Annotated in this window: 15 protein-coding genes; 8 read left to right on the top strand and 7 right to left on the bottom strand. The window is 33.8% G+C overall.

Annotation, left to right across the window (positions count from 1 at the left end; all coding sequences use genetic code 11):
* The first annotated feature begins 23 nt into the window (after window positions 1–23).
* The 4 genes from EOD40_RS12785 (at window position 24) to EOD40_RS12770 (ending at window position 5410) form a co-directional block, all read left to right on the top strand.
* The gene (locus tag EOD40_RS12785; protein ID WP_128196133.1) at window positions 24–905 is read left to right on the top strand and encodes an inositol oxygenase family protein; all 882 of its coding nucleotides are present in this window, start codon (window positions 24–26) and stop codon (window positions 903–905) included.
* A gap of 36 nt (window positions 906–941) precedes the next feature.
* On the top strand, window positions 942–2522 hold the full coding sequence (locus EOD40_RS12780) for a solute:sodium symporter family transporter (protein WP_128196132.1): 1581 nt from the start codon (window positions 942–944) through the stop codon (window positions 2520–2522).
* Window positions 2523–2568: 46 nt separating this feature from the next.
* Window positions 2569–4497 (top strand): glucosamine-6-phosphate deaminase, encoded by a 1929-nt coding sequence (gene nagB, locus EOD40_RS12775; protein WP_128196130.1) that lies wholly within the window; start codon window positions 2569–2571, stop codon window positions 4495–4497.
* Window positions 4498–4597: 100 nt separating this feature from the next.
* Window positions 4598–5410 carry an SDR family oxidoreductase gene (locus EOD40_RS12770; protein WP_128196128.1) on the top strand — a complete coding sequence of 271 codons (813 nt, stop codon included), beginning with the start codon at window positions 4598–4600 and terminating at the stop codon, window positions 5408–5410.
* A 123-nt stretch (window positions 5411–5533) separates the two neighbouring features.
* Here the strand turns inward: EOD40_RS12770 and EOD40_RS12765 are convergent, their stop codons facing one another.
* On the bottom strand, window positions 5534–6391 hold the full coding sequence (locus EOD40_RS12765; protein ID WP_128196126.1) for a leucine-rich repeat domain-containing protein: 858 nt from the start codon (window positions 6389–6391) through the stop codon (window positions 5534–5536).
* 179 nt (window positions 6392–6570) lie between these two features.
* Here EOD40_RS12765 and EOD40_RS12760 point away from each other — a divergent pair, with 179 nt between their 5' ends.
* Window positions 6571–7053: a DUF1761 domain-containing protein gene (locus EOD40_RS12760; protein WP_128196125.1), complete on the top strand. Its 483-nt coding sequence runs from the start codon at window positions 6571–6573 to the stop codon at window positions 7051–7053.
* Between the two features lie 47 nt (window positions 7054–7100).
* On the opposite strand, the gene EOD40_RS12755 is transcribed toward EOD40_RS12760, so the two are convergent.
* Window positions 7101–7379 (bottom strand): 4a-hydroxytetrahydrobiopterin dehydratase, encoded by a 279-nt coding sequence (locus tag EOD40_RS12755; protein ID WP_128196123.1) that lies wholly within the window; start codon window positions 7377–7379, stop codon window positions 7101–7103.
* Between the two features lie 160 nt (window positions 7380–7539).
* Between EOD40_RS12755 and EOD40_RS12750 the strand changes: the two genes are divergently transcribed.
* The gene (locus EOD40_RS12750; protein WP_317127914.1) at window positions 7540–8622 is read left to right on the top strand and encodes an 8-amino-7-oxononanoate synthase; all 1083 of its coding nucleotides are present in this window, start codon (window positions 7540–7542) and stop codon (window positions 8620–8622) included.
* Window positions 8623–8625: 3 nt separating this feature from the next.
* Here the strand turns inward: EOD40_RS12750 and EOD40_RS12745 are convergent, their stop codons facing one another.
* Window positions 8626–9504 (bottom strand): diacylglycerol/lipid kinase family protein, encoded by an 879-nt coding sequence (locus EOD40_RS12745; RefSeq protein ID WP_317127913.1) that lies wholly within the window; start codon window positions 9502–9504, stop codon window positions 8626–8628.
* Window positions 9505–9566: 62 nt separating this feature from the next.
* On the opposite strand from EOD40_RS12745, the gene EOD40_RS12740 reads away from it, so the two are divergent.
* Window positions 9567–10532, top strand: a complete 966-nt coding sequence (locus EOD40_RS12740; RefSeq protein ID WP_128196119.1) for an App1 family protein — start codon at window positions 9567–9569, stop codon at window positions 10530–10532.
* Window positions 10533–10553: 21 nt separating this feature from the next.
* Here EOD40_RS12740 and EOD40_RS12735 read toward each other — a convergent pair whose 3' ends face one another.
* Window positions 10554–12461 (bottom strand): ABC-F family ATP-binding cassette domain-containing protein, encoded by a 1908-nt coding sequence (locus EOD40_RS12735; RefSeq protein WP_128196117.1) that lies wholly within the window; start codon window positions 12459–12461, stop codon window positions 10554–10556.
* 65 nt (window positions 12462–12526) lie between these two features.
* Between EOD40_RS12735 and EOD40_RS12730 the strand changes: the two genes are divergently transcribed.
* Window positions 12527–12907 (top strand): DUF983 domain-containing protein, encoded by a 381-nt coding sequence (locus EOD40_RS12730; protein ID WP_128196115.1) that lies wholly within the window; start codon window positions 12527–12529, stop codon window positions 12905–12907.
* A 2-nt stretch (window positions 12908–12909) separates the two neighbouring features.
* Here the strand turns inward: EOD40_RS12730 and EOD40_RS12725 are convergent, their stop codons facing one another.
* The 3 genes from EOD40_RS12725 to porM form a co-directional block, all read right to left on the bottom strand.
* On the bottom strand, window positions 12910–13962 hold the full coding sequence (locus tag EOD40_RS12725; RefSeq protein WP_128196113.1) for an NAD(P)/FAD-dependent oxidoreductase: 1053 nt from the start codon (window positions 13960–13962) through the stop codon (window positions 12910–12912).
* Between the two features lie 82 nt (window positions 13963–14044).
* Window positions 14045–14938, bottom strand: coding sequence for a type IX secretion system ring subunit PorN/GldN (porN, locus tag EOD40_RS12720; protein ID WP_128196313.1), 894 nt, complete (start codon window positions 14936–14938; stop codon window positions 14045–14047).
* Window positions 14939–14988: 50 nt separating this feature from the next.
* Window positions 14989–16530 (bottom strand): type IX secretion system motor protein PorM/GldM, encoded by a 1542-nt coding sequence (gene porM / locus EOD40_RS12715; protein WP_128196111.1) that lies wholly within the window; start codon window positions 16528–16530, stop codon window positions 14989–14991.
* Window positions 16531–16567: the final 37 nt, after the last annotated feature.

Raw genomic sequence — 16567 nt, 5'->3', positions numbered from 1 at the left:
AAATATTATAAAATAGAACTTATATGGAAAACGCTAACACCTCCGACAAATTCAATAATCCAATGCACCAAATTGATGATTGGGAAGAAAACTTAATTGAACGTTATCCTGATCCTTCTTTAGAAACTAAAGAAAAAGAAGAATTCCGCAATTATGTCGATTCAGAAAGAGTAGAAACAGTAAGAGAGTTTTACCGAATAAACCATACCTATCAAACCTATGATTTTGTATGCGAGAAAGAAAAAGAGTTCCTGAAATTTGACCGAAAAGAAATGTCATTATGGGAAGCTGTAGATTTCTTGAATACCTTAGTTGACGATAGCGACCCGGATATTGACTTAGACCAATTCCAACACTTACTGCAAACATCTGAAGCTATCCGTGCCGATGGTCACCCTGACTGGTTTGTACTTACAGGATTCCTGCACGATATTGGTAAAGTATTATGCTTATTTGGAGAACCTCAATGGGCGGTTGTAGGAGATACTTTCCCGGTAGGATGTAAATTTTCAGATAAAATAGTTTATCCGGAGTTTTTTGTAGCAAATCCGGATAGCACAAACGAAAAATACAATACAAAGTACGGGGTTTACTCTCCAAACTGCGGATTAGACAAGGTAAAAATGAGCTGGGGACATGACGAATATCTATACCAAATCCTGAAAGATTATTTGCCTGAACCTGCTTTATACATGATTCGTTACCACTCTTTTTATTCGCAACACAGAGAAAATGCTTATACACATTTAATGACAGAACACGATATTGAAATGTTTGAATGGGTAAAGAAATTCAATCCTTATGATTTATATACCAAAGCACCAGTTAAACCCGATTCAAAAGCATTGAGACCTTATTATGAAGAATTAGTTGCTAAGTATTTACCCGCTAAACTAAAATTCTAAAAGCTTTTCTTCCATAACTTATAATATCCATTTGATATGTTATACTCATATTTAGGCTTTTTTGGATTCACATTCCTAGTTCTTTTTTATACCAGTTATAAACTCCGAAAAGTTAAGCTTGACACTTCAAATGGATATTTTTTTGCAGGGAAAAGCTTAACCGCACCTGTAATTGCAGGCTCAATGCTCCTGACTAATATTTCTACCGAACATTTAATAGGAATGAATGGAAGTTCGTATAAAAACGGAATTATCGTTATTGCCTGGGAGGTCACCTCAGCAATAGCCTTAGTTATAGCGGCAATATACATCATTCCGCGTTTTATGAAAATGAAACTCACCACAATTCCGGAGTTTCTGGAAAAACGATTTGATTCGAGCATTCGCTCCATCGTCGCTTTTTTATTGATGAGTTCATTTGTGGTTACCTTATTGCCTATTATTTTATATTCAGGAGCTATTAATATCGAAAGTATTTTTGATTTCTCGACTGTATTTTCCATTTCTAAAGAACAATCCTTAATTTATACCGTTCTGGCTATTGGTATCATGGGTTCAGCCTACTCCATTTTTGGTGGTTTAAAAGCCATTGCTTTCTCTGACTCCCTTAACGGAATCGGATTGATGCTTGGAGGCTTATTAGTTCCTGCCATAGCATTATACCAAATTGGCAAAGGAAATATTTTTAATGGCGTAAGCAGCATTTATCATTTTGCTCCAAAAAAGTTTGACATTATAGGAAGTGAAGATTCTATCCTGCCCTTCTCCACTCTTTTTACCGGACTTATGATTAACCAAATCTATTTTTGGGGAATGAATCAAACCATTATCCAAAGAGCCTTTGGTGCCAAAAATTTAGTTGAAGCCCAAAAAGGCTTAATCATTACCGGGGTTTTCAAATTATTAATGCCACTTATTATCGTTCTTCCGGGATTAATTGGTTTTTATTATTTTCAGGAAGAATATTATGCCAAACCTGATTTAATTTACCCGCTTTTAGTAAAAAAAGTACTTCCTACCTATCTCTATGGCTTTTTTGCCGCAGTAATATTAGGAGCCGTACTGAGTACTTTTAACAGCATCTTAAATTCGGCCAGCACCATCTTTTGTATAGACATCTACAAGAAGACTTTTAATAAAAATGCTACCGATGAAAAACTGGCTTACTATGGTAAAATATCCTCTGCAATTCTTGCTGTTTTATCCATTTCTGTTGCGCCATTAATGGCTTATGCCCCTTCAGGACTGTATTTTCTTTTACAGCAATTAAACGGAATCTTTTTCATTCCTATTTCATCTATTTTAGTTGCAGGATTATTTTTTAAACAAATTAATACTGTAGGTGCAAAAGCCGGATTATTTTTTGGGTTTGTATTCTACATCTTAACCTCATTTGTATTTAAGCTTAACATTCACTTTATACATTTATGGGGAATCGAATTTGTTTTAAATTTTATCATCATGTTAGTCGTTTCAAAACTATATACTACCTCACAATCAAACACTCAATACGAAGAAGAATTATCTAAAAGCCATGAAAAATCATGGTCAGGAATGAATTTAGCTGGAACTATTTTAGTCTTCTTAACCGTATTAATTTATATCATGCTATCTTAGTATAGTATTTACTTCATTTTCAAAATAACAAGAAAAAAAAATTTCAATGATAAAAAGCAGCATAGACAAAGCCACAGGATTTGAAAAAAGATTTGAAAACATTAATACCGTTGTTTTCGAAAATTCAAAAACAGCCTCTATAGCCGTCGCTCACGAGATTGCGGCATTAATTAGATCAAAACAGGAACTGCAGGAATCCTGTGTTCTTGGACTGGCAACAGGATCTTCCCCTAAAGGATTGTATGCCGAATTAGTACGCATGCACAAAGAAGAAGGTCTTAGTTTTAAAAACGTTATTACTTTCAATTTGGACGAATATTACCCAATGGAACCGGATTCTATAAATAGTTACGTCCGATTTATGAAAGAACTCTTATTAGATCAGGTAGATATTTTACCTGAAAATTATAATATCCCTGATGGAACTTTGTCTAAAGAAGAAATTCAGGATTATTGCGCCCAATATGAAGAAAAAATAGAAGCCTTAGGAGGAATCGATTTGCAAATTCTGGGAATTGGAGGTAACGGACATATTGGTTTCAACGAATCTGGTTCCTTACAAAATTCAAAGACAAGATTAGTAGCCTTAGATCATATCACAAGAGTTGCAGCAAGTAAAGACTTCTCAGGTTTAAACAACACTCCCCGAACAGCCATTACCTTAGGAGTAAAAAAAATAATGGAAGCCAAAAGAGTCATTTTATTAGCTTGGGGCGAAGGGAAATCCAACATTGTCAAAGCATCTGCTGAAGGAACTGTTACTAATCTCGTTCCCGCTTCCTTCTTACAAGAACACAATAATGCTGTTTTTATTTTAGACCAGGGAGCGGCTTCTAAGCTGACCAGAATCAATACACCTTGGCTGGTTGAAAAAATTGTCTGGACCGATCAATTGACCCGAAAAGCCGTTTTAAGAATGGCTCTTGATTTAAAGAAACCAATTCTTAGACTTACTGATGCCGATTATATCGAAAACGGAATGAGTGATTTACTAGCCGATTTAGGTCCTGCTTACAACATCAACATCCGTATATTTGACAAATTACAGCATACTATAACAGGCTGGCCAGGTGGAAAACCCAATGCCGATGATAGCAATAGACCTGAACGCGCTGAACCAGCCAGAAAAAGAGTACTTATCTTTAGTCCACATCCGGATGACGACATCATCAGTATGGGAGGTACTTTTATGCGTTTGCAAGAACAAGGACACGAAGTTCATGTGGCTTATCAAACTTCTGGAAATATTGCTGTAGCCGATAGTGAAGCCGAAAGATTTGCTCGATTTGTATGCGATTACAACGAAAAATTCAACATCGAGAGCCCTGAAGCAGATACAATTTATAACAAAGCACACGAATTCCTAATCAATAAAAAAACGAGCCAGAAAGACATTCCTGAAGTTCGAAACCTAAAAGGTCTTATCAGAAAAGGAGAAGCACGAGCAACAAGCCATTTTGTGGGTTTAACCGACGAGCAAATTCATTTTATGGACCTTCCGTTTTATGAAACCGGAACCATCGAAAAAAAGCCATTAAGCACAGCTGATATCCAATTAACAATGGATCTTATCGAGAAGATAAAACCACATCAAATTTTTGCTGCAGGTGATCTTGCCGATCCACACGGAACACACAAAGTATGCTTAGATGCTATTCTTGAAGCAGTAAAAAATCTAAAATCAAAAGATTTTATGAATGATTGCTGGTTGTGGCTCTATCGTGGTGCTTGGCAGGAATGGGGAATTGACGAAATAGAAATGGCTGTTCCAATGAGTCCAGACCAGGTTTTAGCTAAAAGACACGGAATTTTTAAACATCAATCCCAAAAAGACGGTGTAGTATTTCAAGGCACCGATGCCAGGGAATTTTGGCAAAGAGCCGAAGACCGAAACAAAGAAACAGCCGAATTATATGACCAATTAGGTTTATCTAATTATGCTGCAATGGAAGCTTTTGTTAGGTGGAAATTTTAAAACAAACCCTATTATTATTTTTTTAAAAGCTGTGTGAATCTTATATAATTTACACAGCTTTTTATAATAAACGACTACACAAACCTTAAAAATTACAAAAATGAATTTATTTGACATTAAAGACAAAGTTGCCGTAATCACAGGAGGAACCGGAGTTCTTGGGTGTTCAGTTGCTAAACATTTAGCTGCTTCAGGCGCAAAAGTTGTCATCTTAGGAAGAAATCAGGAAACAATAGATAAAAGCGTTGCTGCACTTAAAGAAAATGGTTATGATGCATTAGGAGTTGAGGCAAACGTTCTTGACAAAGAATCATTAGAAGGAGCCAAAAACAACATTATATCGCACTATGGGAAAGTAGATGTCTTATTGAATGCCGCAGGCGGAAACATGCCGGGGGCAACCATAAATGAAGACCAAACGATTTTTGATTTATCAATAGATGCTTTTCAAACTGTGACCGATTTAAACTTAAACGGTACTGTAATACCATCTATCGTTTTTGGTGAACTCATGGCCAAACAAAAAGAAGGAATCATTATTAATTTTTCGTCCATGACAGTTGAAAGAGCGGTAACCCGTGTAGTAGGTTATTCGGCGTCAAAAGCTGCAATGGAAAATTTCACAAGATGGATGGCTGTAGAAATGGCAACAAAATTCAGCGATAAAATCCGGGTAAACGCAATAGCTCCAGGCTTTTTTATTGGAAATCAAAACCGAAGACTATTAACTAATGAAGACGGTACTTACTCTCAAAGAGGAAATAGCATCATTAACAACACCCCAATGAAACGATTTGGAGAAGCAGATGAATTAGCTGGCGCTATTCACTTTTTATGCAGTGAAGCCTCTAAGTTCATCACCGGAATAGTGCTTCCTGTAGATGGAGGTTTTAGTGCTTTCAGCGGTGTTTAAACCAGACAGAAGAATAAAAAAACCTGTAAAGTATTTCTTCACAGGTTTTCAAACACTAAACTTATTATAAAACTAACTTAATAAAAAAAACACACAATTAATTTAAAACAACCAAAAAACTTATTATTCTTCAGACACTATAGGTCTTTTATCTATTTCAACAGCAACATTCATTAAATAAGCCACACCACTCTCATTAATCATAGTCATATTAAGAGTATCTAACATAGCTAACTTTTTAGTCACTAAACCATTAAATTTATTATAAGAAATATTCATTTCCTTTAAAGCATTCAACTTTTCAAGGGCTAATGGCACCTGACCTGCAAAATTATTTTCAAACAAACTTAAATTTGTCAATTGTGTTAAATTAGCAATGTCCTGACTTAAAGTTCCACTTAGTTTGTTGCTATTCAACAATACCGTTTTTAAGGATTTCATTTGATAAAACGAAACAGGAATTGCTCCTTCGATTTCATTATTAAACACGGCTAAAGTCTCTAAATTTTGTAGATTACCTATATTAGCTGGTAAAGAACCCGAAAGTTTATTCATATACAATTCTAAAGTTTTCAAATTGCTCAAATTACATATAGTATCAGGAATAGCATCCGATAAACTATTAAAAGACAAGTCTAAAACTTTTAATTCCTTCAAGTTACCTAAACTTGCAGGAATAGTTCCTGATAAATGATTTTTATGCAAATTCAATTCTTGTAAATTTTTCAAGTCTCCTAACTCAGCCGGAATTGCACCAACTAAATTATTATCCTGTAAATCCAAAGCAACCACTTTATCATTTTCTACTTTTACACCTGACCAGCTAGCAATAGGTTTAGATAAATCCCATTTCACTTTCCATTGGCTACCATTAGTAGATTCATAAAATTTTACAAGAATTTCTTTATCAGAAAATGTCACATTAGCCATCATTGAAAATGAAGCCAAAATTGTTAAAAATAAAGTAAATATATTTTTCATCTCTCCCACATTTTTATTTTACATGAATAAATATAATACAAAATACAGTTTAAATACCAAAAAAATCGACTAAATACATCATTTATTTATTTTAAAGAATAATAATCTTACAAAAAACCACAAAACCAATTAAAGTTTTTTTATCTATATTTGAGTTACTAATCAAAAAAACCAACGATATGGAAATTAACTTCTTAGCTTTATTTGTAGCTGCATTATCAACATTAATTGTAGGATTCATTTGGTACAACCCAAAAGTATTTGGAACAATATGGATGAAAGAATCCGGATTGACCGAAGAAAAATTGAAAGGAGCCAATATGCCTGTAATTTTTTTAATGGCTGTATTTTTTGCCTTTTTAATCGCTATGATTATCCAATTTTTAACCATTCACCAATGGGGAGCTTTTAGCATGACCGGAGGAAATGTAGCCACAGCAAAACCATCTTACACCGCATTCATGGCTGATTATGGTACAGCTTTTAGAACATTCAAACACGGAGCTTTCCACGGTTTTCTTACAGGTCTTTTTCTGGCTTTTCCAATGATTGCCACAAATGCTTTATTTGAAAGAAAAAGTTGGAAATATACCTTTATTAATAGCGGTTACTGGATTATCTGCTTCATGATTATGGGCGGAATTATCTGTGCCTGGCAATAAAACATACAAAAGCTCCTCACACAAATTATTGAACTGAGGAGCTTTTTTTAAAACAATTTTTCTATTGCTTTCGCTAAATCAAAGTCCTTATCAGTAACTCCATTAGCGTCGTGTGTTGATAATCGAATATTGACTTTATTATACACATTAAACAATTCGGGATGGTGATTTTTACTTTCTGCCAATAATCCTACCCTGACAATGAAAGCAAGTGCCTGACTAAAATTTTTAAACTGAAATTTTTTCTCAATTCCATCATTATTAAAAGACCAATTTTCCAATTCTGCTAAAGCCTTTTCCGCTGTATTTTTATCATAAATTTCCATAATATTCTTTTTTAATAAATTTAGTTATTTTTCTACTTTTAAACCTCTAAACTAACTTAAAATAGTACCTTCGATAAAACAAATCTCATAAGAATTGAACTCAAAATTTTCATTTAAAATATACAATTCTGTCCAAAGCATACCATCACAATGGGATTTTTTGGCAACAAATAATATTTTTCTTAATCGCGAGTACTTAAAAATTCTGGAAACTGCCGCTCCTGATAACATGACTTGCCACTTTATTGGTTTATTTAACAACGAAGAAATCATAGGCATTGCTGTTTCTCAATTTTTAGATTTGAGTCAGATACCTTCTTTTGGTGACAGAGACAATTGTTTGAGAACTAAAATCCGGAATTTTGTTTTCAAGCAATTTGGTTCTAAAGTATTAATAATTGGCAACAATATGCTAACAGGACAAAATGCCTTTGCTTTCAATAAAAAAAATCCACCAAAAAAAGTCATCAAACTCCTAAAAGAAGCCACCGAAGCATTAGAAAATAATTTTAAAAAACAGGGACACAAGCCCCATCTTACTATTTTCAAAGACTTTTCAGAAAAAGAACTTAAAATTTTTAACTCTCCTGAATTCGATTCTTTTTACAGATTTTCCACCCAACCCAATATGATTTTTAATATTAGGGATTCCTGGCAGATTTTTGACGATTACGTAGCCAATAAAAACAAGAAATACAGAGATCAATACAAAAGAGCCCGTAAAAAATCTTCGGAGGTAATCAAACAAAAAATGAGTCTCGAAGACATTCAGAAACACAAAGACCGCATCCATGATTTGTATCTAAATGTTGCCCAAAAAGCAGCTTTTAACACCTTTTATCTGGATGAAAATCACTTTGAAACATTCAAGAAAAACTTAAAAGACAAGTTTTTATTTTATGGTTATTTCGACGACAATAAATTGATTGGTTTTAACACCTTAATAAAAAACAACTCCGATATTGACACTTATTTTTTAGGTTATGATGAACATTGCCAAAAAGAAAAAATGCTCTATTTGAATATGCTGTATGACATGATAGGCTATTCTATCAATAAAAAATACAGTCGGATTATTTTTGCCCGAACAGCATTAGAAATAAAAAGTTCAGTAGGTGCAACTGCTGTAAATATGTTTGGACTTATCAAACACAACAATCCAATCCTCAATCTATTTGTATCTAAAACGTTCAGCTATTTTGAACCCAAAATTGAATGGCAAGAACGAAATCCTTTTCAATAACTGCTACACTTTGAGCATCGCCACTTTTAATTTTCTTGGCAAAATACTTATATGGAGTTCTGTTTCCTTACCATAATATTCCCCATCAATTTGAAAGTTTATTGGTCTATTAATTTCAATATGGGCATTATCGGTAGAAACAACTAAAACAGCATTGGATGACTCTGTAATTTTGCCTAAAACTATCCTTGTAAAAATACCTAAAGTTATTTTTTTCAAAATAATCAACTCAAATTTTCCGTCTCCCATAATCCCTATTGGATTAATCATTACTCCTGTTCCATATTTTTGAGAATTGGCAATAACAATCATTCTTGCTTTAGTTTTAATCAATTGCTGATTAACTTTTGCATGTACTAAAAATGATTTCCCGGCATTCAATAAGGTTTTAAAAACTTGTAAAGCATAACCTAATTTTCCTCTAATGGCACTCTTTTCATAATTTTTAATCAACTCAGCATTCAATCCTAAATCACTAAGATGAATACACATTTTGTTATTAATCCTGATACAATCAATTGATACAAAATGATTTTGAAACGCGATAGCAATATTCTCATCCGGAGATTTTACCAAACCCAAATCGGTTGCTAATCCATTAGATGAGCCTACAGGTAAAATCCCAAAAATAACGTCCTCATGTTCCAATGCTTCGGCAACTATTTTTATGGTTCCATCGCCTCCGGCTATAAGTACCCGTTCAGGATGAAATTGCTTATAATACTCTCTGATATTCGCTAAATCATTTACTCCTGTGGTTTCAAAACACATCAAATTTAGATTTAACTGCTGGGCATAATGCGACACCTGATCAACCAAAAGAGCTTTATCAAGTCCTCCCGAAACAGGATTCACCACCATTATCACATTATTTTTCAGCATTTTACTTCTTTTTCACATTAAAATTAACTAATTTAGAATACACTACAAAAGAAACGCTATAAATGAAGCCCATCATAAAATTATATCGTGGTTATGCTAACGAGCAGGAATTAATTGTAATGGGACATGTTTTTTTGCCCACAAGAAAAGTAGAATACGATTTTCAGGATAAAAACTTTAAAAACGCCAGCTCAATTATTGGGATGTACCGGATGAAAACATGGGCTAATGCCGATATATATTTGGAACACAACCAAAAAACGATTCATACCAGAACACTTATTGACGGCTATTTTAAATTTTGTATTCCACTCAATCAGGACGATTATGGCTGGGTAGAATATGAGGTGAGTTTGAATTATAAAAACGAAACCATTTCTGCAAAAGAAAGTTACATTCGTCCAAAAGTGGATCATTTAGGCATCATCTCCGATATTGACGATACCTTTTTAGTTTCTTATACTTTGAATCCTTTAAGAAAATTGTACCATCTATTATTTAGAAATGTAAATAGACGCAAAATTTTTGAAGATGTAACCATTCATTATCAAGCCTTAAGTCAATCTGGTAGAAACGATCATCAGGAACTTAATACTTTTTTTTATGTTTCCAGTAGCGAATGGAATCTGTATCGTTTCATTGTTAAATTCACTGAAATTCATCAGCTACCCAAAGCGGTTTTATTACTAAAAGATATCAAAACCAGTCTAACTCAATTTTTCTGGACCGGAAGAGGCGGACACAACCATAAGTTTGAGAAAATAAAACACATATTGGAATTTTATCCAAATTTAAAATATGTCCTTATTGGCGATGATTCACAGGAAGATCCTTATTTATATGAAGCTATCAGTAAAATTTTCCCTTTAACTATTCAAGCCATTTACATTAGGCAAACTGCCGAACACAAAAAAAAGAAAGTCATTAAAACACTTCAAAATCTGGAAAGTCTTTCGGTAGAGGTTTGTTATTTTAAGAAAAGTAAAGAAGCCATAGCGCATTCAAAAAAAATAGGCTTGATTAATTAATCAAGCCTATTTAATATTCTATTATAAACTATCTATTTCTTCCTGAACAACTTCCCAATCTGATAACAGCTGGTCTAAATCGGATTTCTTCTTATTGTAAGCTTTAAAAAAGGCCGCATCTTCGATGTGTTTGTCATAATTAGAAGCCAACATTTTATCGTCGTGCTGAATGTCTTTTTCCAATTGACTGATTTGACTTTCTATCTTACTTAAACGATTCTGTAACGTTTTGCCTTTTTTCTGATCTTCGTAAGAGACTTTTTTGTTTTCCTTAGGAGCGGCGGTTTTAACCACCTCTTTTTTCTCTACTTCACGCATGTTCTCCATATTGCGTTGCTCCAGGAAAAAGTTGATATCTCCTAAATATTCTTTTATCTTTTGATCTTTAAACTCGTACACAATATTAGACATCCCTTGCAAGAAATCCCTATCGTGTGAAACCAGCAATAAAGTTCCGCCAAATTTTTGCAAAGCAGCCTTTAAAACGTTCTTAGACTTAATATCAAGGTGATTGGTAGGCTCATCCATCAACAAAACATTGATAGGCTGTAAAAGCAATTTACACAACGCCAGACGGTTTCTCTCACCTCCTGAAAGGACTTTTACCTTTTTTTCTACATCGTCACCACGGAACAAAAACGAACCTAACATATCACGTACTTTCGAGCGATTATTGTCGGTTGCAGCTTCTTCCATTGTTTGCAACAAGGTAATTTCACCATCCAAATATTCGGCTTGATTTTGGGCAAAATACCCTAATTGCACGTTATGTCCTAATTTGATATTTCCTTCGTATTCAAATTCATTAACTAAAGCTTTGATAAAAGTAGATTTTCCTTGCCCATTTTGTCCCACAAAAGCAATCTTGCTTCCGCGTTCCACCAATAAAGAAATCTCTTTTAAAATTGTTTTTTCACCGTAGGCTTTAGTTACATTTTCGGCTTCAACAACTACTTTTCCCGGCTCTTTAGAAACCGGAAACGAAATATTCATTACCGAATTATCGTCTTCATCCACTTCAATTCGCTCTACTTTATCCAGTTTTTTGATTAAAGACTGCGCCATCGAAGATTTGGTAGCGCTATATCGGAATCTGTCAATCAGTTTCTGAGTTTCTTCAATTTTTTTCTGTTGATTCTTTTGAGTTGCCAATTGTTTTTCGCGAAGCTCCTCACGTAATTCCAAATATTGAGAATAAGGTTTATTGAAATCGTAGGCTTTCCCAAGGGAAATTTCGATAGTTCTATTGGTTACATTGTCCAAGAACATTTTATCGTGGGATACAATCACCACAACCCCCGGATAATTACGCAAGAAATTCTCTAACCAAATGATACTTTCAATATCGAGGTGATTCGTAGGCTCATCCAGCAACAAAACATCATTATTTTGCAATAATAATTTAGCTAACTCAATACGCATTCTCCAACCTCCCGAAAAAGTTTCGGTTTGATTATCGAATACCTCTCTTTTAAAACCCAATCCTAAAAGAATTTTTTCGGTATCTCCTACATAATTATAACCGCCTAATAAATCAAAACGATGGGTATAATCAGATAAATCTTCAATTATTTTACTGTACTCTTCACTTTCATAATCAGTTCTGGTAACCAATTGATGATTGATTTCTTCCAGTTTTTTTTCAACAATTTTAATCTCGGTAAAAGCTTCATAAGCTTCCTCAAGAACGGTTCTTCCTCTATCAAAATCAATATCCTGACGCAAGAATCCCATTCGAATATCTTTCTCCTGAGAAATAACTCCAGAATCGGGAGCAAAATCCCTTGCCAACATTTTAAGCATAGTGGATTTTCCAGCACCATTTTTCCCTACAAGACCGACTCTATCTCCAGCTCCTAATCTAAAGGTAACTTCTTCAAACAAATAAGTACCACCAAACGAAACCGATAAATTGTGTATATTAAGCATATTTTGTGACTAATGTTACATCGGTACTTTTTCAAAAAATGTACCTTTGATAAAAATTTTTGCAAATGTTAAAAAAAGGATCCAAACTAAATAGCATTTTAACAGGAACTTGTCCTAAATGTCAGAATGAGAGTATGTATTTAAACAAAAATCCCTATAATTTACTCTCTACACTAAAAATGCATGAGAAATGTAGTCATTGCGGTTTTAGGTATCAAATAGAACCTTCCTTTTTTTATGGAGCTATGTATGTGAGTTATGGACTGAATGTTGCTATTGGAATAGCCGTTTTCATAATTTCTTATGTATTTCTACATTCGTCAATAGAAACCGCTTTTATTGCCATAGTAAGTGCACTTATTCTTTTATATCCTTTAGTACTTAGAGGCTCACGAAATCTCTACATTAACATGTTTGTCAGTTACGACCCCGATTCCAAAGTTTAAGATTATCTCTTATTCTTTGGTTCAAAACGTTTTATGTTGATTTCTTTATCCAATGGAATATCATTTTCTATAGCATCGAATAAAGATTTAGCCATAGACGGTCCAAGCATAACCCCTCTTGTTCCTAATCCGTTTAAGACATGAATGGATTTATAATCAGCATGAGTTCCCACTAATGGGCGGCGATCTCTTACTGTAGGCCGCACACCTGCAAAATGAGTTACAATTTCAAATTCGCAATTAATAATTTCCTTTATGCGATCTATTAATTCCTGTTTTCCTTCTTCGGTAGGCAAATCGGTTTTGTCCTTCCAATTATAAGTCGCTCCAACTTTAAATAATCCATCACCAAGCGGAAGAATAAATACAGAGGTGTTGACAATAACATCCAAGTCCAAATTAGGTGCTTTGATGATAAAAAGTTCTCCTTTAGTCCCATCCAAAGGCAAATTATTAAAATAAGGATTTGCATGTAAACCAAAACCTTCAGCAAAAATGATATGTCTAGCTTCAATATTTTTATAACGAATACCTTCCGATAAAACTTCTAGCTTTTCATAATCAAAAGATTCCTGAAGCAAAAGCTGTTCTTGCAACAGACACTTTTTATAATGTTCTAATAAAGATGCTGTATCTACATAGCCTGTATGCAAAACTTCTCCATAATTATAGGGTGAATCAATTCCGGCGTATTTTTTGGTGATTATAGAAGTAGACAAAAAAGGAGCTAAAGCAGGCTTATCAGAAGCTGCAAACCAATTATTCTGTTCTTCAATAGAGAAAAATTTACGTAAAATAGGTGTTTTAAAATCTACCTTGATTTTAAGTTTTTGTTCTAAATCAACATAAAATTGATTCATTAAAATCAATTGTTCCCTGGCTTGCCAAACTTCACTAAAACGCTTTAAAATAACCGGATTATACAAACCACCCGCAATTTTGGAAGAATTCTGCGACTCATTATCGACAACTAAAACACTTTTATTATTTGCCAAAGCAATTTCAGAAAACGAAATCCCAGCCAGTCCACACCCCACTATCAAATAATCAATCATACTATCTAAATAAAAACAAAAATACAGAAAACAAAAAACTCTTACCATTAGGTAAGAGTCTTTATATAAGTTATAATCGAAATTAGTAATTCCACATATCCGATTCAAAACTACGGATTTTATCTTTAACACGCTCTGCTTCAAGTAATTGATTCTGAGCATTGTCTTTCATATATTCTTTAATCTCTCTATCACCATAAACATTTTCTTCTTTGTAAATCACGCTGTTGAAATGTCTTGAATTTAAAATTTGATCAAAAGAAATTGGCATTGCCGAATTTTTATCATTAAAAGCTTTGGCTTCATGCAAAACCTCTCTTGCATCAGGGAAGAAAATCCAAAATAATTCGATATAATCCTTCTCCTCGTTATTCATTGTGTACACATCGGGTGTTACCGGACAAATACCCAGCAAACGGTATTTCAATTCGCTTTGACGTTTGTCAAAATACCAAAACCCTTTGATTTTATATTGAGTAACATCCTGAGCAGTTAAATCTGATTTCAAAATATATTCCTGAGAAACAGCTTTTTGACCTGAATTTATTTGCTCTCTACCCGCATCAGTAGTATCAATACGACTCAATGAAGCCTGAATATCCTTAAACGTTTTTTTAGTATTAAAATAACTATCAGAATACACTTCAGTGATACGCTCCTCTTTTATAGCTCTGGTCAATACATCATAAAGTGAACGTCTGTTTGAACCAATATTAGCCGTATCAATAGGGAAATAAAGCGGAAAATTAATTTTCTCACTTAAATCGATTATTTCCCAAACCATTTTACCCATCAATACATCTCTATCATGTACATACCCATAAGCTAATGGCTTATCGTTGTCTGAATTAAGCTGGGCAGCTGTCTTAAGTCCAATTTCTTCTGGAATTTTAGCATTCAACAGATTAGACTGAGCATAAGAAGCTACTCCTCCAATTAAAGAGATTGCAATTATCAAAAAATTTCTCATATTCATCATAGTATCATTAATAAGAATTGATGTAAACTTCTGGGTAAAACTATTCGTTATTGAATTTCAAAAATAACCGGAGCTGTTCTTGGTAATAAATAACTACCAGCACCTACTAATTTAGTTTTAATTTCAGAAATGGTAACCTGATCACCTCGAACTGCTCTAGAAAGAACTGATTTACATTGTGCATTCAATTTGTTTCCTTGAACAACCACAGTAGGCTGACCAGTAACTTTTAAATTAAATCCAACAACATCTAAATTAACATCAAAATCAAAGTCAACTAGTTTAGCCCCAATAGTAGCAATTTCCAGGTTTGATTTAGGTCCTTTTACAACCCCCATATCACCTCTAATTGTACCTGTTGGCCCAGGAATACCTTTGATTCTGAATACTTTTTTATCTGAAACAGTTTGTCCGTTTGGCAATTTTCCTGAAACATTAATCACTACTTCATTTCCTCCTTGCGGACTCATATTGTATTTTCCGCTTCCAACTTTACTTAAACCTGGAGCAGACGCATTAACATCTTTATCTGAAATACCCGCAAAAGATACAGAGATTGGGTTTACTACCCCTCTATAAACCACATTCATTTTATCAGCAGAAATAGTAGCTGAATTTGGTTTTGGAACTACAACATACTTTCCAGAGAACTTTAATGGAATTGTTTTTCCATCTTCAACAAAAGTAAATTGACCTCCAATTGTTTGCTCTCCCACTCCTCCAGCAGTTAAAGCAATTTTTGCCTGTCCTGTTGCAGGATCCAATCTTGCACCTGTAACACTCTTAGGTTTCGTGTTTTCGTCATAACGACCTAAAACCACTTTTCCTGTAACCTGTTCTCCTTGAAAATAAGCATTTTTATCTAAAACTACAATTGCCTGATAGTTGCTATATGAAGCAGTTTCAACTGCCGCTTTTCCTAAAGCAATACTATACACATCTGATTCAACTTTGTTGATGTCATTTTGCCAAGCAGAAAGCTTAGCTACTGTAGCGATAGCAGGAAAACCTTTAAAATGATAAGCTAAATATTTATCTTTTAAACCTTCTTTGTTTTTAACATCAGAAAGATCAAATTTCTCATCTATTTCTTTGATGATAGAACCATATTTTTTTTCAGTACCTAAAGTAGATTTTATATCCGCTTTGTATTGATTGATGGTTGCTATAATTTCCTTTCCTTTTTTAGTATAACCTTCTCCAATAAACCAATCGTCGATATTATCTCCTTTATCCATTTCTTCGTAAGGCAGTTTACCTGTTTCCGGATTCACTTCGTATCCTTTAGTTGCCTGCTCTTTTAAAGTATTGATATAGTTAAAAAAATTATCAGTGATAGTTTTTACTTTGTGAGCTGTTTGAGCTGCTGTAGCAAATTCTCCTTTAGCCTCTGCTGCTTTCGTATCTAAAGCCAAAAGCATTTGCTCGTTAGTTTGTTTTGAATTTAGATTTGAACTTTCAAATTTTTCATTCATTAATCCAAAACCTGATATAACTTCTTTTGAAACATTCATTGCCAACATAGCGATGAAAACCAAGTACATCAGGTTAATCATCTTCTGTCTAGGGGTTAGTTTTCCTCCTGCCATATTTTCTAATAATTAGTTTTAGTAATTTTTTTCAATA

It is taken from the genome of Flavobacterium sufflavum, assembly GCF_004016525.1.
Taxonomy (GTDB): domain Bacteria; phylum Bacteroidota; class Bacteroidia; order Flavobacteriales; family Flavobacteriaceae; genus Flavobacterium; species Flavobacterium sufflavum.
Note: the sequence above shows the minus strand (reverse complement) of the source record. Positions and strands in the feature narration are given on the sequence as shown.